The 18,752-nt window shown below is 55.2% G+C and carries 20 protein-coding genes; 5 read left to right on the forward strand and 15 right to left on the reverse strand.

The features are described 5' to 3' along the window. Position 1 precedes the first annotated feature (1 nt). From WMW72_RS06840 to WMW72_RS06855, 4 genes are all read right to left on the reverse strand, one after another. The gene (locus WMW72_RS06840; RefSeq protein WP_341414686.1) at positions 2-1,132 is read right to left on the reverse strand and encodes a Gfo/Idh/MocA family protein; all 1,131 of its coding nucleotides are present in this window, start codon (positions 1,130-1,132) and stop codon (positions 2-4) included. A 20-nt stretch (positions 1,133-1,152) separates the two neighbouring features. Then, complete coding sequence (locus tag WMW72_RS06845) at positions 1,153-1,956, reverse strand: sugar phosphate isomerase/epimerase family protein (RefSeq protein ID WP_341414687.1); 804 nt, start codon at positions 1,954-1,956, stop codon at positions 1,153-1,155. A 104-nt stretch (positions 1,957-2,060) separates the two neighbouring features. Beyond that, a complete protein-coding gene (locus WMW72_RS06850; protein ID WP_341414688.1) occupies positions 2,061-2,945 on the reverse strand; it encodes a carbohydrate ABC transporter permease in 885 nt (294 codons plus the stop codon). Between the two features lie 13 nt (positions 2,946-2,958). Further along, a complete protein-coding gene (locus tag WMW72_RS06855) occupies positions 2,959-3,891 on the reverse strand; it encodes an ABC transporter permease (protein ID WP_341414689.1) in 933 nt (310 codons plus the stop codon). 552 nt (positions 3,892-4,443) lie between these two features. On the opposite strand from WMW72_RS06855, the gene WMW72_RS06860 reads away from it, so the two are divergent. From WMW72_RS06860 to WMW72_RS06870, 3 genes are all read left to right on the forward strand, one after another. Continuing rightward, complete coding sequence (locus tag WMW72_RS06860; protein ID WP_341414690.1) at positions 4,444-5,568, forward strand: ROK family transcriptional regulator; 1,125 nt, start codon at positions 4,444-4,446, stop codon at positions 5,566-5,568. A gap of 128 nt (positions 5,569-5,696) precedes the next feature. Then, on the forward strand, positions 5,697-6,308 hold the full coding sequence (locus WMW72_RS06865; RefSeq protein WP_341414691.1) for a TetR/AcrR family transcriptional regulator: 612 nt from the start codon (positions 5,697-5,699) through the stop codon (positions 6,306-6,308). Positions 6,309-6,386: 78 nt separating this feature from the next. Continuing rightward, a complete protein-coding gene (locus WMW72_RS06870; protein WP_341414692.1) occupies positions 6,387-7,148 on the forward strand; it encodes a CPBP family glutamic-type intramembrane protease in 762 nt (253 codons plus the stop codon). A gap of 34 nt (positions 7,149-7,182) precedes the next feature. Here the strand turns inward: WMW72_RS06870 and WMW72_RS06875 are convergent, their stop codons facing one another. The 10 genes from WMW72_RS06875 to WMW72_RS06920 form a co-directional block, all read right to left on the reverse strand. Then, complete coding sequence (locus tag WMW72_RS06875) at positions 7,183-8,013, reverse strand: hypothetical protein (protein ID WP_341414693.1); 831 nt, start codon at positions 8,011-8,013, stop codon at positions 7,183-7,185. Between the two features lie 174 nt (positions 8,014-8,187). Next, positions 8,188-8,739 carry a GNAT family N-acetyltransferase gene (locus tag WMW72_RS06880; RefSeq protein WP_341414694.1) on the reverse strand — a complete coding sequence of 184 codons (552 nt, stop codon included), beginning with the start codon at positions 8,737-8,739 and terminating at the stop codon, positions 8,188-8,190. A 130-nt stretch (positions 8,740-8,869) separates the two neighbouring features. After that, complete coding sequence (locus tag WMW72_RS06885) at positions 8,870-9,409, reverse strand: hypothetical protein (protein ID WP_341414695.1); 540 nt, start codon at positions 9,407-9,409, stop codon at positions 8,870-8,872. A 12-nt stretch (positions 9,410-9,421) separates the two neighbouring features. Further along, the gene (locus WMW72_RS06890) at positions 9,422-9,940 is read right to left on the reverse strand and encodes a GNAT family N-acetyltransferase (RefSeq protein ID WP_341414696.1); all 519 of its coding nucleotides are present in this window, start codon (positions 9,938-9,940) and stop codon (positions 9,422-9,424) included. 132 nt (positions 9,941-10,072) lie between these two features. Further along, a complete protein-coding gene (locus WMW72_RS06895; RefSeq protein ID WP_341414697.1) occupies positions 10,073-10,579 on the reverse strand; it encodes a DUF1361 domain-containing protein in 507 nt (168 codons plus the stop codon). A gap of 158 nt (positions 10,580-10,737) precedes the next feature. Next, the gene (locus WMW72_RS06900) at positions 10,738-11,199 is read right to left on the reverse strand and encodes an NUDIX hydrolase (protein ID WP_341414698.1); all 462 of its coding nucleotides are present in this window, start codon (positions 11,197-11,199) and stop codon (positions 10,738-10,740) included. Between the two features lie 166 nt (positions 11,200-11,365). After that, on the reverse strand, positions 11,366-12,673 hold the full coding sequence (locus WMW72_RS06905; RefSeq protein WP_341414699.1) for an aminotransferase class I/II-fold pyridoxal phosphate-dependent enzyme: 1,308 nt from the start codon (positions 12,671-12,673) through the stop codon (positions 11,366-11,368). 61 nt (positions 12,674-12,734) lie between these two features. Beyond that, positions 12,735-13,583: a carbohydrate ABC transporter permease gene (locus tag WMW72_RS06910; RefSeq protein ID WP_341414700.1), complete on the reverse strand. Its 849-nt coding sequence runs from the start codon at positions 13,581-13,583 to the stop codon at positions 12,735-12,737. A 16-nt stretch (positions 13,584-13,599) separates the two neighbouring features. Further along, positions 13,600-14,460, reverse strand: coding sequence for a carbohydrate ABC transporter permease (locus tag WMW72_RS06915; protein ID WP_341414701.1), 861 nt, complete (start codon positions 14,458-14,460; stop codon positions 13,600-13,602). A 66-nt stretch (positions 14,461-14,526) separates the two neighbouring features. Then, positions 14,527-15,861, reverse strand: coding sequence for a sugar ABC transporter substrate-binding protein (locus tag WMW72_RS06920; RefSeq protein ID WP_341414702.1), 1,335 nt, complete (start codon positions 15,859-15,861; stop codon positions 14,527-14,529). A 148-nt stretch (positions 15,862-16,009) separates the two neighbouring features. On the opposite strand from WMW72_RS06920, the gene WMW72_RS06925 reads away from it, so the two are divergent. Together WMW72_RS06925 and WMW72_RS06930 are read left to right on the forward strand one after the other, a co-directional pair. Next, positions 16,010-16,930 (forward strand): LysR family transcriptional regulator, encoded by a 921-nt coding sequence (locus tag WMW72_RS06925; protein WP_341414703.1) that lies wholly within the window; start codon positions 16,010-16,012, stop codon positions 16,928-16,930. 14 nt (positions 16,931-16,944) lie between these two features. Beyond that, on the forward strand, positions 16,945-17,907 hold the full coding sequence (locus WMW72_RS06930) for a nucleoside hydrolase (protein ID WP_341414704.1): 963 nt from the start codon (positions 16,945-16,947) through the stop codon (positions 17,905-17,907). A gap of 127 nt (positions 17,908-18,034) precedes the next feature. Here the strand turns inward: WMW72_RS06930 and WMW72_RS06935 are convergent, their stop codons facing one another. Further along, entirely contained in the window at positions 18,035-18,652 is a 618-nt protein-coding gene (locus WMW72_RS06935) for an HD domain-containing protein (protein WP_341414705.1), read from the reverse strand. Between the last annotated feature and the right edge of the window lie 100 nt (positions 18,653-18,752).

Here is an 18,752-nt window from a genome sequence, read left to right on the forward strand (position 1 = left end):
CTTACAAACTGATAGCGGTCGATTTGGAATGCTCCGTAATTTCTTCTACGCTGATCTCGCGTCCGAGCTGATCGGACAAGTAGATGCCTTCGCTGATCAGCATCGTCTGCAGAGCGATATGCGCCGTCGGCAGCAGATCTACCCGGCCCTGAAGTACGGCGACCCAGTGATGCTGGGAAGACTGGTAAGCATCGTAGTTTTCCTTCAGATGATTCCAGCGTCCATCCATTTCATCCAGATTGACGGTACAATTCAGGTCAATATCGCAGGCTGTCGTATGGTAGCTGAAAGGTGCGAGCACCGCCTGATCCGAGTAAGCCGGCATCTTGACTCCACCCTTGGAGCCTACGATACTGCAGCCCTCAATGCCGCCCAGATGGATGCTCCAGGCTTCATATACATCCAGCGTAGCGCCGCCCTCGAACTTGATGAACCCGAGCCCCAGCTCCTCAACGTCGAATACCGCTTCCTGGGAGCGCTTCGGATCCATGTCGATCTCCCGGTACCCTTTGCCGGAAATGCGCAGAACCTTCGGCGTATCCATCAGATACAGCATCTGCGCGATATGGTAAACACCCATGTCGATCAACGCCCCGCCGGCCGCAATCGATTTATTCAGGAATGCCGGTGTACCGTAGCCGTCGATAAATGGACGCCCTCTGCGGCGATGCCCGGTAGCCCGCGCATGATAAATATTGCCCAGCATGCCGCCGTCGATCAGCGCCTTGGCTGCCTTGGTTTCCTTGCGGTACAGCGTGCCGAGCTGAATGTGCAGCAGCTTGCCGTATTCCTTGGCCGCCTCCAGCATCACGGCCCCGTCCTGGTAGGAGCCTGCGATCGGCTTCTCGCAGTAAACCTCCTTGCCGGCCTGGAACGCTGCGATCGTAACGGGTGCATGCAGATTGTTATGCAGGCATACATCGACAGCTTCGATGTCGTCGCGCTTCAGCAGCTCCCTGAAGTCCGAGTACACGTTGGGGATCTGGAACTGCTCCGCCACCTTGCGGGCCTCCTGCTCGTTCAGATCGCAGATAGCGACCACTTCCGCATCCGGTATATTCGCATAATTACGCAAGTGCGCCTTGCCGATCAAGCCTGCTCCGATAATACCGATCCGTACTTTTCTACCCATCCAACATCTCTCCTCTATTCTTATTGGTTGTTTGTTTGGACTTTCGCTAGTGTACGTTTAACCGAGGCAATGGCCCATTCCATCTCCAGATACTGATTGCCGGGAGCGTTGTACTCGATGCCCCAATATCCGTCATAGCCCGCATCCAGCAACGTTCGGACCAACTGCTCGCCCTGCTCCGTTCCGGCCGTCCGGCCGTCGAAGTGCGTATGATACACCCAAGGAGCTACCAGACTATCGCCAATCTCTTCATCCTCTGACCAACGGCCCATATGAAGCAGAATGCCGAAGTTCGGATGGTTGACACCTTCCGCTACCTTCTTCAGATAATGCGGGCTCTTGGACGAACCCATATGATTCTCCGGCCCGACGATGAGTCCGAGATCGGCTGCACGTACCGACAGCTCATGGAAATGCTTGATTACATACTCGACCTGCTCCTCAGTCGCAGGCTCAGAGGTCTTGTCGCCGGTATCGATGCGCACTGTCTTGGCCCCCAAGATAGCGGAATAGCCCAGGTAGGCGACAGCATTGTCATATAGCATCTTCCGGCGATCAGGATCGGCGTCCCACAGATGCGCGCCGTCGACGGCGATATTGACGACCGTCATGTCCTTCTCATCCAGCGCCTGGCGTAACTTATGGATGTAAGCCTCATCCGGCACCTTGAAAATATCTTCCATCACGCCCGGGAAGGTCCCGTTCCACAGATCCACCGTGCTCAGGTTGTACCGATACTTGGAGGATTCCAGGTACCCGAAGGTATCCATCTTCCCCTCCTTCATCGTGTTGCAAAAGGAATAGCCGCCAATGCTGATCTTCATCTGTCTTATCCTCCCTAATGGTTTAAACTTGAGTGGAATTGCCTACACTTGCTGCGCTTGCCGGCGCATCACCTCCCTTCCATTTCTTTGCGGTCTGCGACCGTCTAGCCCTTGATCGCGCCTACCGTCAAACCCTTCACGAAATATTTTTGGAAGAACGGGTAGGCGATCAGGATCGGAAGTACGCCGATCACGGCGATGGCGAGCCGGACCCCTTGCGTCGGGATGACGCCCGAATCCTCTACCCGGCTGGAATAATCCGCATTCTCCAGCAAATACTGCACATTCAAGAGAATCGTATTGAGCAGCACCTGAATGCTGTAATACCGGTTGTCGGTAATGTAGATCAACCCGTTGAACCAATCGTTCCAATAGTGGATGACCTGGAACAAACCTACGGTCGCCAGCACAGGAAGCGACAGCGGAAGCACCATTTGAAAGAAAATTCTGAATTCTCCAGCGCCGTCGATATGTGCCGATTCCAGTACAGGCCCCGGTACGGATACCGAGAAGAACGTCCTCAGCAGGATGACATAGAAGGCATTGACCAGAAGCCCGGGTACGATTAGGGCGAAGATCGTATTTTTAATATCAAACACATTGGTGTACATCAGATAGGTGGAGACGAGCCCGCCGTTGAATAGCATCGTGAAGAAGATGAAGAAGGACAGCGGATTACGGAGCGGTAAATCTTGTTTGGATAACGGGTAGGCGAGTAGAGTCATGATGATGAGGCTGGCGAAGGTCCCGACGACCGTAACCAGGATGGAGATGCCATAAGCACTGAAGATAAGCGATGAATCCTCGAAGATAAAGCGGTAGCTTTCCAGACTGATCTCGGCAGGAAAGAAGGAGTAGCCATCCCGGATGATCATGCTCTCATCGGTCATCGATGCGGACAGGAGCAGCAGGAATGGGATCAGACACCCGATGGCGATGAGTATAAATAGCACATGGATGACGGTTTGCTCGATGCGGTTATGCTTCATTAGCTTCGCCTCCTTAGAACAATGCGTTGTCCGGATTGATTTTTTTGACGACGTAGTTCGAGATGAGAATCAGGATGAATCCAACCACCGACTGGTACAAGCCCGCAGCGGAAGCCATTCCGATATCACCGTTCTTGAGCAAGGCGCGGTATACGTACGTATCCAGCACATTGGTCGTCGGCTGCAGCGGTCCTGAATCCAGCGGTACCTGATAGAACAACCCGAAATCCGCGTAGAAGATGCGTCCGATCTGCAGTAGCGTCATGATGACAATAACCGGAGTAATCGAGGGAAGCGTCACATGCATAATTTGCTGAAATTTATTGGCGCCGTCGATCGTGGCAGCCTCGTAGTATTCATGGTCGATGCCTACCACGGCAGCGAAGTAGATGATACACAAGTAGCCTACGCCACTCCACAGCTTCACAATCGTCAGAATGTACGGCCAGTACCCCGGCTCGGTGTACCACATGATCTCATCCATGCCGAGCATCGGCAGAATGGTTTTATTGATGAACCCTGTCTCCATGCTCAGCATGGAAAACACCAGATAGCCGATAATAACCGTCGAGATCAGATAAGGCAGCAAAATGACACTCTGGTAAAACCGGGATAAAAAGCGGTTCTTCAACTCATTCAGCAAGATCGCCATGGCCACAGAGAATAATAAGTTCAGTACAATGAAGGCCACATTGTACAAAATCGTATTGCGGGTAATGATGTAGGCCTCGGTCGTCTTGAACAAGTACTCGAAGTTTCTGAATCCGACCCAGTCACCGCCCAGAAGTCCTTTGGTAAAGTCAATATCCTTGAACGCGATGATGATCCCGAACATCGGAACATAGTTATTGATGAGCAGGTAGATGATGCCTGGAAGAATCATCAGATACAGTATCTTGTACTTTCTCACACTCTTAAAAGCCGCTTGGTTCAACCATGATGACATGGAACTTCCCATCCTCTCTGTGTAGTAGCTGTCAACATTCCCTTCGGCCGCCCCCCTAGCGCTGCATCCCGATCATTCAATCAATACCCCTGCACCCCCTCAGCTTTCTAAACGAAGGCCCAATTAATAAAGCGGTTACATTTTGTCTTACTCTGAGCGTTTACGATTTCTTTTTGTCTAAGTTTAAATTATTCCATCGAACAAATTAATTGATTAAAAAAATATTATTTTTTCCCCTGTCCGATTTGAGATCATTATATTTGCTCCTGGTTCTATTTGTCAACGGTATATTTTTTTATAAAAAACAGGGGTTTGACCGTCTTTTTTCGTCAATAACGGGCAATTTCTGTTGACAGTTAGTTCTCTATTCCTCTAGAATCAATAAATAACGACATCTTTTTATTTAATTATTCCATCGGGTAAATTAATTTAAAGAATAGGCAGCCGTTGCCACTCTGAATGACTTTCCGCTTCAGCGTGATATAATGGAACCACCATATTCTGGAATTGATTGCAGGTACACAAAAAACATATTGGACTTGGAGAATGACCATGATCAAAATAGGAAACCAGCAAATGCTGAGGGAAATTAACAAATCCACCCTGCTTCACACGATTTTCAGCATGGGACCGATCTCCCGGGTAGACTTGTCCCGCAAAACCAAGCTCAGCCCGACGACCGTATCCGTACTGATCGAAGAAATGATTCGTGAAGAGCTTGTCCACGAAATCGGAACGACCGGCAGCGGCGTCGGCAGGAAGATGACGCTCCTCAATATTAAGGCCGGGGGCGGCTACGTGCTCGGCATCGATCTATCCAGCTCACCCGCCCACTGCGTGCTGCTGAACCTGCACGGGGAGCTGATCGCCAACCAGGGGCTGAAGTCCCTAATCGGCGAGGAACAGCTCCGAACGGAGATGGTCGAGCTGACCCTGGCCTTCCTCCAGAAGCATCAGGTCCCTCTTAGTCTCGTCAAGCGCATCGGGATTTCGCTTCCCGGCAGACTTGACGATACACAAAGCACCGTCCTGACCTCCCACTATCTCAAGCTCGATCATTTTCCGCTACTCCCCGTACTGGAGGAAGCCTTCTCCATCCCTGTGCTGCTGACCAATGATCTGGATGCCGCCGGCTTTGCCGAGCGCTTCAGCGGAGCGGCCAAGGGAGATCAAAACACGCTGTATATTATGATCGATTATGGAACAGGCGCCGGACTCGTGATCAACGGTCAAGTGTATCACGGTGCGCATGGAACGGCAGGCCGTACCAAATATTTCGAGCCGTATTGCACCCCTATCCTAGCTAAAAAGCTGAAGGAGGACTACCCGGAGACCTTCGGCGCCCTCTCGGTCGACGAGACGATCCGGACGTTCGTCGATATGGCCTTGTCAGGCATCGAGCCTTACAGCGAGCTGGCCGAAAGCATCATTCAGGACATTGCCAGCCACTGCGCCCGCAATCTGCAGCTGCTGAATCCGCAGAAGATGATTCTCGGAGGCTGGATCACGGATAATGGCCTGTTCTTCGACAAGCTCGTCACCGCCATCAGCAAGCTGGAACGCTCCACTTACGGCGCCACCCCGGTCGTCGCCTCGCACTGGAAAAAATACGGAGCCGCCATGGGCGCCGCCACACTCGGCCTGCACGGCATTTTCAAGCTGAAGACCGTTCAATAAGCACGGATCGTCAATTAGTGCCGCCGGCATATGCCGGCGGTTTTTGTTATGCGTATTTCTTTAGTTGAAGTGTCGATGCTTGCTATGCTACGATTAGACTGACCGGTCGGTTTGAAGGAGTGAAGGGCATGGTTAAAAAACGTACGGATGCCGAAGACACCAAGCGGCGGATCGTGGAGAAGGCTGGACAACTGTTTGCGACTAAAGGTTACAACGCCGTGACGATGAATGAAGTGTGCGAGTCGGCTGCCGTTAGCAAGGGTAGCTTATACCATCATTTCCCCAGCAAGGACGAGCTGCTGCTGTATGTGATCGAGGAAGACGCTGCTGAGTGGCAGTACCGATGGGAAAGCCTGCGCGTCGCTCATCATTCACTTGAAGAGCAGCTTAGCTTACTCGCCGAGCATTATGCCGACGATTTTCAGAACCCGTTGTCTAAGGCGCTCGAGGAATTCGCACGAAGCCAGGTGATCAGCGAGGACATTCTTGGGCGAATCCTATCTATCAATGAGCTGACCGTCCAGGCTTGCCGCACGTTGCTGGAAGAAGGTATGAACCGGGGAGACATTCAGAGCGGCCATCTAGACGAAAAAGTCATGATCGTTAGCAGCATGCTGGAAGGCCTGGGTAAAATGTATTATGTGTACGATCGGGACAAGGAGAAGGACAAAGTCAAACATATTTACCGTCATGCCGTTCATATTCTGCTTAACGGTATGCGTGCTGGCGAAAGGCCGTAGCAACGCCTTTTGCTTGCTAACGATTAGACCGGACGGTCGGTTTAATGATCAATTATTCGCATGGAGAGGGAGGATGTCATGCTTTCATTAACCTTATGGCTGGTCATTACCGGGCTCTGTCTCCCCGGAATCTGGCTGATGACCCGATATACGGTCAGCGATCTAGCGGCCAAGCCGGATAATCACCTGTCCGAGCGAACGCTGGGGATCGTGGTATCGGCACAGACGATTCTTGTGGTAGCTATAGCCGCCGCTGCAGGCATTTATTTTGCGCCTAAAGTCGGAATCACTGACCGGTTTCTTGTCGATCTGAGTCAGGGAAGGCTTGCTTGGGCAGATCTCTACCGTCAACTGTGGGCGGGGTTAGCCGGGGGCATCGTCTGTGCGCTAGTCTGGATGGGAAGCTATTACGGGTTTCTCCGGCCGAGGATCGACCGGGAGTCGGTGCGCATCTCCGAGAGCACCCGGCATGAGCTGGGACTATGGACGCGAATAACCTCCGGCGGAATGACCGAGGAAGTTCTGTTCCGTTGGGGGCTGCTCAGCTTCACGATGTGGGCGATATCACTGACCGGCACTTCCCCTGCGGCGGCATTCTGGATCTCGATCATCATTACGGGCGTCCTATTCGGACTCGCCCATCTGCCGGGTCATTTCGCCATGGGCTGCAAGAAATCGCCGATCCTGATCGGCACGACGGTACTGGGCAACTTGTGGGTATCCATCCTGTGCGGCTTTCTTCTATGGCAATACGGGCTGATCGCCGCCATCCTCGTGCATATTCTGTTTCACGTCATCTGGTATCCTTGGGACCGGGCGGCTGCGCTCCAATCGAGCTAAGTCCAATGGATGAATCCACGATACAGATGTCCGGCTATGGCACTCTCTCCAGCACACCTTGACGATACGTATAAGCATAGACCAGTTCAGCCTCCGTCCAGACGTTGCCGATGGATATAACGGGTGGGGTCCTTTCCTGCTCAAGCCGGGCGAAGTCCCAGGAATTCCGGCCCAAGGCGGTCACCACAGATTCGCTTTTCTCCAGGACTCCCTCGGTTGCTCGGATGAAGAACACGTCTGGCGGACTATTGTGCAACCCCTGAAATTGGATGATCAGCTCATCACTGCCATCCTGATCCAAATCCACGAACACCACTTGCCCCCAGTTGTCGAAGACTTGCAGCTTGCGCTCGTCTCGGTCATCCACCACATTGGCATGCAAGCCCGGCCCATTGGCAAATAACTCAATGCTTCCAATCAACTCCACCCGTTCCTGTCCGGGGAGTACACGCTGAAACAAACAGACCTCATCACAGCCAGGCTGCCTCTGCTCCAAGAAAGAACGCGATAAATCGCGAAGCAGATATTCTCCCCCCGGCAGACTGAGGATGCCGTGCACAGACGACGACAGAAGCTCGTCTGGAGAGCTCGCTTCATAGATGTGCAGCATCCCCTCGGACGGTCCAATCTGTCCGAAGGGGATGGATTGCCGGAGCTGCCATTCCGGTGAAGGCTCCCCCTTCTGCAGCTCGTTCATAGTCAAGGGTTCGAAGGATGGGCGGATTGTGTCCGGCAGCGGAGGCAAGGGCTGCCTTTCTAGAATCTCCTGGCCGGGCGGTGAAGTCTCCCCCACCTTCTCGGAACTTACGTGGGTACAGCCGATCAAGAGACCTGCCACAAGCATCAGCACGCCCAGGTGTTTCATGTCATCATCCCCCTATTCATCTGAACATTAGACGACGTCAGAGCGGCAGGCGTTTCAGCTCAGCTAATCCGGTCCGGGCAACGATAAAAGTCCGGGCGGCTTATCCGGATTGCGGATCAAATAAATCTGGTGAATCTGCTGACCTTCGGCATGCACCAAATGGCATTCTACCCTTCATCGGCGATCTGCTCCTTTATACTCGATGAGCCAGCAATCTCGATACTCCCCCTCATGCCATTCATGCAGGGGCAGCAGCTTCTTTTTGACAAAGCCGCATTTCTCATAGACGTGTATCGCCCGCTCATTCCAGGCCTGCGGGTCCATGACAATCGTATCCGCTTTCATCTTATCGGTTAAGTAAGCCGCCATGGCCGTGATCAGCTCCGTTCCGATCCCCTTGTTCCAGTACGCAGGGTCGCCGATAAACTGGTCCATTCCGTATATAATCTCATGATCGTCCCCGTACCCATACTCGCTTCTTTCGTCTTCTTCCAGCGGGTAAAACTGAATATAGCCGATGTCCTGGCCCTGATATTGAATGATACAAGCGGTAACCCCGTCCCGGTCTTCGTAGAAATGCTTCCTGACCAGCTCCAGATCAAGCGGCCGGTCTCGTCCCTCATAATACTGCAGGACCTCCGGGTCGCTCAGCCACCGGCTCAGCCGCACATCATCATCCTCCGCCAAGTACCGGAGCTTCAGGTTCTCAGATTGAAATAAAGTCATACCGCATAAACCTCCATTCATGAGAGTCTTTTATGCCGCAGCCCGGCTGCAGGCTGTGGCTTGCTTGATGGCAGAGCTTCGCTTGGCTGTCTTGATCGCCTGTTGCACTAAGCTTACATCAAGCCGGAAGCTACCTCCAGAATGGGCGGATCGCCTCGTCGTCCCAGATCTGAACTTCGATGTACCGCTCCGGCCCGTGAGCCCCGGCCCTGTTCCATTCCTGCGGCCAGCCGAATTGATCGATGATACCGCCGATCTCATCCTTCACGTAAAGCTTCTCCCGGTAAGGCTTCCCGTCCACATACCTCATCGTGGGAAACAAATCCCCATAGGTGAAGCTGATAACAGCCGGATCGAACGCATCTAGAGGAATATGTAGATCCCGGGCATCCTGATACCATTCCCGGAGCCATTCACAAGGGCCTAACGTCATATAATGAGGATACGGAAGCACGGGCCTGCCGCCCTTCCCGATAAATAGCTCCCTTGCACGGGCCTCCAAATTCCTGCGTATGTCTAGATAATCGTCGGACCTTTTGCCTGCAAATGTCTTCCCTTCCTGCTTCAAGCGATGCATGACTCGCTCGGCCTCTTCGGGGGCTAATGCCGATACATTTCTAAACGGTCCATGGGCCGCTTCATAATAATGATACAAGAGCCAGTCGCTCATGAGTCTCTCTCCTCACCGTGCAAACCGTAGATCATAGCACATCAACGCCTCATCATACCCCTGACCTTGATGCACCAGTGCGTTCTTCTCGATGCCGTACGTCTCGAAGCCCAGCTTCGCGTATAGCTCGACGGCGCTCCGGTTCGTCGTCACGACCCATAAGTTAATCTGCTGTAAGCCTTCCAGCCGCTTTCCCCGGTCCAGCAATTCTTCAAACAGCTTGCGTGCAATCCCTTGCCCCCGGTATTCTGGCGATACATACACGCCCCAAATCATGCCTTTATGCCCGAACTTGATGCCCTTCTCCCGGTAAAAGCCGACCGTGCCTGCGAGCTGCCCGTCCTCCATAAACGCCCCGAGCACATAACGGTCATCGGCCGCTTCCAGCATGGCCTCCACCTCCGATAAAGGCTTGGACACCGCCTCCTCATAAGAGGCTCCGAAAGCCTCGGGATGCTTATGCAGAGCCTCCAGCCGCAGCTTCCAGAAGGACTCGGCCTCATCCGGCCGGATGTTTCTAAGTTCCATCATGCTCGTTCCCCCTTCTCCACCTATCTTTTTCTATATTATACCTTTCCGCTTGTGGTCGAGGAAATAAAAAGGGAGACAATTGGGTCCATACCCACATATTCCACGATGAAGTCGACGGCTTCCCTATCCATACTAGATAACCCGCGAATCAGATCGTTCATCAACGGGATTTTTCGTTTTGTAAAGGGTCGGACGGATAACGAGGACATAACAAAAAACTTGTATGATCCACAGCAGCCTAACAAACTCGCCGAGCATACTTCCCTCTTGGAGCCAATCCTTCACAAGCTCTTGAACGATGACATGGGGCTGATCGAGAATATCCCAGCTATTCCACCGGTTAAACCGCCCGATATAAACCCCCAGAGCGCTTAACAGGAAAGCACCCCCTGCACACAGCCAACCTATAGCCCGATGCGCTGCCACACATAGCCATTCTTTCATCTGGTACACGGTATACACGGATAGCAGTAACCCGATCAAGGCCGCAGTAAAGGCGATAGTCAGGCTATACCAAAAATCAATATGCATCCAGAACTTCGCATCGCCCTGAGGCTCCAAATACCTGAACAGATGCAGCAGCTCCGTGAACAAATAAGCCGAATTCGGCAGAAAAAACAGCCAGCCCAGGCTCATCATCAAGGCTGCAATGCGCTTTACGAATGTCCATGTCGTATGGAATTAAGTAGCGGATAGCTGCAGAGAGCAGCAGTGGAATCCAAGCCAGCAACATATCCCTTGGAATGTAGATTCGGTTTCATATCGGCTCCTTGTGAAAGACGCGAAGGAGTTTAAGCCTAAGATTCTCCATGCTTATCCATAAAATCCCGAATCATCTTCTTATGGCTGCCTACCATACCCTCCGGCAGCTCATGCGGATGAATATATTCGAAGGTGATGGCCTCCGACTGGTCTATGATAAGCTCTCCAGTTACCTTACGGGTGTAAAAGGCCGTGGTGACTGCATAAAATTCATCCCCGTTGGCAGCCCGGATGAATTGATCCGGACCGGAGTACACGCCTATGAGCTTTAATTCGCCTGCCGTCAATCCCGTTTCTTCAAATAATTCTCTTCTTGCCGTATCTTCCACGGACTCTCCCAGCTCCATCAGTCCCCCCGGCAATCCCCAGCGGCCGTAAGGAAATTTTCTTTGCTGGAGCAGGATGCACCCCCAGGGGTCTACAACGATGACAACAGCTCCTACCAATATAAGAGGCCTATGGCCAACCAGAGCCCGGATTTCTTCAATATAACCCATGTGATCCTCCCTGTAGACAAAAAGAATGCAGTACCTCACTAAATGTACTATAGGAAAACAAAAATTGGAAATACCGAAGCCGCATCTTCCGAAACAGCAAAAAGACCCGGCCGAATCACAATCCGGCCAGGCCTTCCTTACAAGTTGTTATCCTTACTTCAACTCTTCAGCTCTCGGAGCCCTCCAGCTCCTTCACCCCTTGGTAAATCAGTCCGAGCAGATCCTCCCAGTGCTCCGCCTCGATACAAGGGACGGCGAGCCGCAAATCCGTCGCGTTCAGCGCGATCGTGCCGATCTCGTAGCGGTCGAGCAGGTGGCGGCGCAGTACTTCCGCATCCACGGTCTTCAGCTTCAGGCACAGGAAGTAGCCCGAATTGAACGGGTACAGCGTCCACGCGTCGTCATACGCGCCGCTCTGCAGCAGCTCCTTGGCCCGCGCAGCGCGGCCTTGGATAATCTGCACCTTCCGGTTCTTCTGGGCCGGATAGGCGGCCGACTTCAGCGCATGCAGCACGAAGGTCTGCGACGGATGCGGTCCGCTGGAGATCGTCGCGCGAATCAGCCCCATCGTCTTCTGCTCCAGCACGTGCAGCGCCTCCTCGGAATCCGCGGCGAAGGTCAGGAACCCGACCCGCAGGCCGGTGACGTACTCCTCCTTGGTCGCGCCGTCCACACGGACGGGCAGTATGCGAGGATGGAGGCCGGCCAGGCGGCCGAACAGCGACTCATGCAGCGAGCCTGCGTCGTAGAACAGGCCGAAGTAAGCGTCGTCGACGAGCGCGACGATATGGATCCCGGCCTCGGCTGCTTCGCGGATGGCCTCCACGATCCCACGCGCCTCGTCCTCGCTCGGCGTATAGCCTGTTGGATTATTCGGGAAGTTGATCACCACGATCGCCTTGCCCTTGTCCTGCTGCGCGAGCAGCGACTGGCGAAGGCCTTCCGTATTGTATCGGCCATCCGCTCCGTACAGCGGATACTCCACGATCCGGCTGCCCCGGCGGATGCCGAAGGTGATCTCGTAATTTTCCCAGATTTTATCCGGCACGATGACGGCGTCGTCCTCGCCTGCGAACAGATCGGCTACGAGGCTGAGCCCGTGGGTCAGACCAGTCGTCGCGATCGGGAGACCGAAGATTTTACCTGCCAGCGACGGGTTTTCGCGCAGCGCCTTATCGCGCCACAGCTGGCGCAGCTCTGGCTTGCCCGCAGTCGGCGCATACTCGTAGATGTCCTTCGGCGAATAGGCCGACAGCGTCTCCTGGATCGCCTCCAGATGCATCGGCTGTCCGTTCTCCACCGCTGTTCCCAGTGTAGCGTTATACCGCTTGGCCCGGGCCTTCGCTTCCGCCGACTGGCTAAGAATGCCCTCACGGACATAATAGATCTGGCGTCCGAGCGATGACAGCATGTCGTACACATCTGGGCTCGCCGCCTTTAATTGTTCATTGAGCTTAATGGCTAATGGCTTCATGAATGTTCCATCCTCACTTTATCATGTCGTTAGAACGCTGGAGTCCGGCGGGTTGATCCGCCTACTCCTTCAATCCGCTGGAGGTCATCCCCATGACGAAAAATCGCTGCAGAGGCAGAATCGCGACCACCGGGATGATCATCGCGATGATCGACGCCGCGAACAGCTCGTTCCAATAGGTGCCGAACTCCGTCGTGAAGTCGCTCAGCGCCACCTGGATGACCTTGTACGCCTTGGAGCGCGTGGCCAGCAGCGGCCACATGAAGCTCTCCCATTGATGCACGAACACCATCAGTCCCGCACTGAGCGTGACCGGCTTGCACAGCGGCATGATGATGCGCAGATAGATCCCGGCCGAGCTGGCTCCGTCGATCCGCGCGGCCTCATGCAGCGACTTAGGCATATCCAGGAAAAACTGCCGGTACAGGAAAATGACGAGGCCATTGGCCAGTCCCGGCACGACGATCCCTGCGTAGCTGTCGATCCAGCCCAGCCTCTGCACCAGCTCGTATAGCGGAATCGCCGTCACCTCGAACGGAATCATGAAGGCGACCAGCACGACCGCGAACAGCAGCCGCTTGCCCTTGAACTCGTAGAAGGCGAAGGCATATGCCGCCAGCGAGCCGATCAGCAGCGCTCCCGCTACCTCCAGCGCCGAGGTATAAAAGGTATTGAACAGCACCCGGCCGAAGCCGCGTTCCGTGAACAGATCCACATAGGCGCCGACGGTCAGGTCCATAGGCGCAGGCACGAAGGTCCGCCACGACACCGGTGAGATGTACTTGAAAATATCCTCCAGCGGCCGGAAGGAGGAAACTCCTACGAAGGCCAGCGGCAGCAGCACCACGAAGGCCAGCACCGCGTGGATCAGATATAACGGCCAACGGCGAAACCCGCCCTGATCTTCCATCCTGCTCTCCTCCTCCCTAATGCTTGGTGCGCAGCAGCCGGAACTGCAGCCCGATCATCGCCAAGGTCAGCATGATCAGGACGACGACGATCGCGGACGCACGGCCCGGGTCCGAATACAGAAAGGCGCTATTGAAGCTCTCCAGCATCAGCGTCGTCGTGCTGTGCTGCGGCCCTCCCTGGGTCATAATATACATCGGCGAGAACAGGAAGAAGTGATGGCTGGTGACCGCTACGGCCACGAACGTGATCGGCCGCTTGAGCAGCGGCCATGTCACATGCAGGAACTTCTGCCAGCGTCCTGCTCCGTCGATGGAAGCCGCCTCATACAGATGCGCCTGCACCTCCTGCAGTCCGGCCAGCAGGAAGATCGCCCAGTAGCCGACGCTCTTCCAGGCCACGATGCCGATGATCGAACCCAGCGCCTGCGTATCCGAGGAGAGGAAGGGCTGCGGAGGAAGTCCGAGCCCAGCCAGCATGGAATTCACCACGCCCTGCTCAGGATTCAGCATGATGCCCCAGAGCACGCATGCAGTCGGGATCGAGACCGCCACCGGGATGAAATGGATCGAGCGGAAGATTGCCGTGCCGCCAATCCGCCGGTTCAGCAGCAGGGCCAGCGCGAAGGCCAGCAGCACCGTCAGCGGATTGAGGATCAGATTGAAGACGAGCGTCGTGCGCAGCGACCTCCAGAACATCGCATCCTCCCACAGCGCCCGGTAGTTGTCCAAGCCGATGAAGGTCTGTCCGCCGGCGGCGAAATTCAGCTGAAAGAGGCTCGTCCAGCCCGCGGACAGCATCGGATAGATCTTGAACAGCAGCAGTCCCGCCAGCGCTGGTAATAAGAATAAGTAAGGCGCCACCGCCACTTTTCGCATCGTCTTCACTCCCCTCTCCGGCCGGTTTGTCCGGTCCGGTCTCGTTCACGTTCTGCATAACCCCGCTTATTTGCCGGCTGAGCCGTACTTACGCAGCTGCGTATCGATCAGCCCAGCCGTATCATCCAGCGTTTTCTTCGGATCGGCGCCGTTCTTGATGTCTTCGAGGGCCTTGTTGAAGTTATTCTCCCACTCCAGATAGCCGGGTGTCAGCGGGCGCGGAGCGGCCGTTGTCCTGGACTCGGCAGAGATCAGCTTGAGCACGCTGCCTGGCAGCTCGTTGTATTTCGGGTCCTTGTCAATCTGATCGAGCAATGACTTCAGCGCAGGCAATTGGCTGCTTTCCTCGAACAGAATCTGAGCGCCCTTGCCGCTCGAAACGTACTGGATAAACTTGGCTGCGGCATCCTTCTTGGTCGAGAACCGGGAAATGCCCAGGTTCAGGCTGCCTGTCGGAGTCGCAATCTTGCCGCCTTCAAAGTAAGGATGCGGAGCAATGCCGTACGGGATGCCGGAAGCTTGAATTTTAGCCAGATTGGCCGTATTGGACAGGAACAGCGCCACCTTGCCCGACGTGAAGTAATCCGGCGACTCCTCGCGCTTGATCTTCGGGCTAACCTTGGATGTGTTAAACAAATCGTAGTAGAAGGTTAAGGCCTTAACGCTGGCAGGCGAATTGGTATACCCTGTCGAGACCAGTCCCGTCTCGTCCAGCGGACTCGCGTCCTTGCTCTGCAGCAGAGGCAGCAGCTGGTAAGCACGTCCGATCTGATCGACGCTGAACCCATAGACATTGTCATGCGTCAGCTTCTTGGCCATCTCCAGCACCTGCTCCCAGGTGAGGCGGTCCTTCACATCGGCGGACGGGAACGGGATATTGGACTTGGTTAGCAGGTCCTTGTTGTAGAACAACACGACGCCGGAGGAATTCATCGGTACGGACATCAGCTGGCCCCGATATTCCGCCGCCTGAAGCGCGGAATCGACCCACACCTTCCGGGCATCGTTCTTGAAGTAGGCGTCCAGCGGCTCCAGATAGCCCTTGACCGCATAATTCGCATTGAGCGGAACGTCCACGGTGACAACATCGAGATCCGCCGACTTGGCGGCCAGCTTGATCTCGTTGGTCTCCATCAGCTTCGCGTAAGGATTATACTGCACGTTCACCTTAATCTCCGGGGATTCCTTCTCGAATTCGGCGATCACCTTGGTGAGCGGCTTTTCCCAGTTGGAATGCGTGACGAAGCTGATCTCTGTGACTTTAGGCGCTTCCTTCGCTGCTCCTGCGGCAGTCGCTCCCGTAGATGGGGCGGGCTTCGATTCAGGCTGGGAAGAGGAGCAACCGGCGAACAGAACGGTCATGGAGAGAAGAGCGGAAGCCATGGCTGCGGGTTTTAACATATTGGAATGCCTCCATTAATTCATATTTTTCTGACTTATTTACTTTGAATTAATCTCATGATACCATGGTCTTATCAATTAATAAAATATATGTTTATTATGATTTTCATAACTAGCAGGAATGAATAAGGAAGGAGGTGCAAGCTTCATGGAGGTACGCAAGCTTCAGCATTTCGTCGAGGTGGCGGCCGCCGGCAGCTTCACCAAGGCTTCCGAGCGGCTGCATGTCGCCCAGCCGGCGATCAGCAAGTCGATTCAGAAGCTGGAGGAGGACCTGGAGGTCACCCTGTTCGACCGATCGGAGAAATCGGCCATTCTCACCCCGGAGGGACGGGTGCTGCTGCGCCATGCACACGCGATTCTGGAGCGGGTGGAGGAAGCGCGCCATGAGATGCGCGAGCTGCGAGGCTTGCAGAGCGGCGAGGTGCAGATCGGTCTGCCCTCCATGTTCAGCAGCGCCTATTTCCCTCCCATTATGAAAGCGTTCCGGGAGGACTATCCTTCCCTGCGCATCAATGTAGTCGAAGAAGGCACCGTACAGATCCGTTCGCTGCTGGAGCAGAAGAAGGTCGATCTCGGCATTATCGCCTATGACCCCGAGGAGCAGGAGCTGGATGTCGATCCGCTGCTGACGGACGAGCTCGTCGTCTGCTTTCCTGCGGATCATCCGCTCGCCGGCCGCAACCGGGTCACCCTGCAGCAGGTGCTGGCGGAGCCGCTTGTGCTGTTCAAGGAAGGGTATTTCCAGCGCAAGCTGCTGGAGGAGGCCAGCGCGGCATCAGGCTTGCCGCAGAAGATTATCTTCACCACCAATCAGCTCTCGCTGATCCGGTCACTCGTCCTGGAAGGCGTCGGAGTGACGCTATTTCTAAGCATGCTTACAGCCGGGGACCCGCAGCTGCGCGCAGTCCCGCTGGACCCTCCGGTCTATGTGCACCTCGGCATCGGACGAAGAAGGCATACCTACCTATCCATTGCAAGCCGCACATTCCTGGATTTTCTGAAGCGGCACTTTGCCGGCTCCGCCTCACCGGCGCCTGAAGCATCGGGCCGCCCATCTACTACATAAAGGAGTCCTATCCTATGAGTCTATCTGACACATCTATCCCCCTGCTGCTCGATGTTGACACCGGCACGGACGATTCGCTCGCGCTGCTGTACGCGCTCCGCTCACCGGAGGCCCGCATCGTCGGCATCACCACCGCGGTCGGCAACGTCAGCGCGGAGCAGGCCACCGTGAATACGCTGAAGGTGCTGGAGCTGGAAGGTTCAGGCCGGCAGATCCCGGTCGTCAAGGGCGCTGATCGTCCGCTGCGGCGAGAATGGCCCGGCACCAAGACAGCCTATCATGGGGAGAACGGCCTGGCCGGCTATGAGCTGCCGGAGCCCGGACTGGACCGATCCGGCGAGGATGCGGCTGCGTTTATCGTACGCCAGGCGGACGCCCTGGCCGGCGAGCTGACACTGGTCTTCGTCGGACGCCTGACGAATCTCGCCGAGGCGATCCGGCTCGATCCAACCCTGCCCGGCAAGATCAAGCGGCTGGTCATCATGGGCGGCGCGCTGCGGGTGCCCGGCAACGTAACCCCGTATGCGGAATCGAATATTCATGGCGATCCGGAAGCAGCCGCCATCGTCTTCGCTTCCGGCATTCCACTGACCATGGTCGGGCTGGATGTCACGGCTTCGACGCTGTTCCGCGAAGCGCATCTCCAGCAGCTCCGCAGCCGCTCGCCGGAGGGCAATGAAGCGGTGCTCGCCTTCGCCGAGCACCTGCTGACCTTCCGCATGCAGGCTTATTTGGGGCGGAAGGGCATCCTCGCCTGCCCAATCCATGATCCTCTGGCTGTCGCGATTGCTCTGGACCCGGCGCTAGCCGAGACCGAGCAGGTGCGAGTCTCCATCGACACCACCGACACGTACACGCTCGGCGCGACCCGGGAGGTCCGGGGGACTGGCGAAGGCCACCCGGTTCTCGTATGTACCAAGGTGCAGGATGAAGCGTTCCTCCAGCGCTTTGTCGGGAGGCTGACGCTATACGCCTAACAACCTCAGGCCATGACACAAAGAAGCAGGAGCTCGTCTGGAGCTCCTGCTTCTTTGTGCGGCTAACGCTTTCTTTTCCCGCCTTGAATCTCATGCTCCTCTACATAATTGCGATAGTCCCGCCTACTTACTTCAACTGAAGCCGCAGCTCCTCATGCGCGTCCTTCAGCCACGGATGAACGACCTTCAGCGTCTCCTTCCGCTGCCACAAATAGTCGATATAGGCGAAGGCCCCATGTGCCAGCGACTGCTCCAGCCCGTCATTCAGCTCCTTCTGGAAAGGAGGCACCCCAGTCTGGTCCCAAGCGATCTTATCGGCCACGAATAAGACTTGGTCCAGCAGCGTTGATCCTGCCCGCAATGTTGTATGACAGCCCACCGCATCCAGAATCGCCTGATCGGTGATCTGGAAAATATCCCGGGCCATCGCCTTCGACAGCTTCTGATGAATGATCATCGGGAACTGTTCTTCTTCCGGCAAAACCTCGATTTGCAGCTGTCTGGCTGCTTCAATGCGGTCCTTGTTCGGAATAACCGCGCTGATGTCATGCAGCCACCCTGCGGTCTCCGCCGCGTCGGGATCGGCTCCGAACCGGATCGCTACGCGCCTCGCCTCCGCTCCCACATCCATGCAATGATCCGCCGTTTCGGAACAATGATGAGTGGTCAGGAACAATTGAACATTGCGTTTCAGATCATGCGTAAACTCAACAGACGCGGTCAGTTCTTGAAAAATCGGATGCATCACGCATTCACACTCGCTTTTCTTCAGAATTAGTCTAGCTAGGCTAGGCAAAACCACTGTTCTAGCTTACGGGTCAGTTCTTGTCCAATAGCCGGGTCGC

Origin of the sequence: Paenibacillus filicis (assembly GCF_038070315.1) — a bacterium.
Lineage (GTDB): Bacteria > Bacillota > Bacilli > Paenibacillales > NBRC-103111 > Paenibacillus_G > Paenibacillus_G filicis.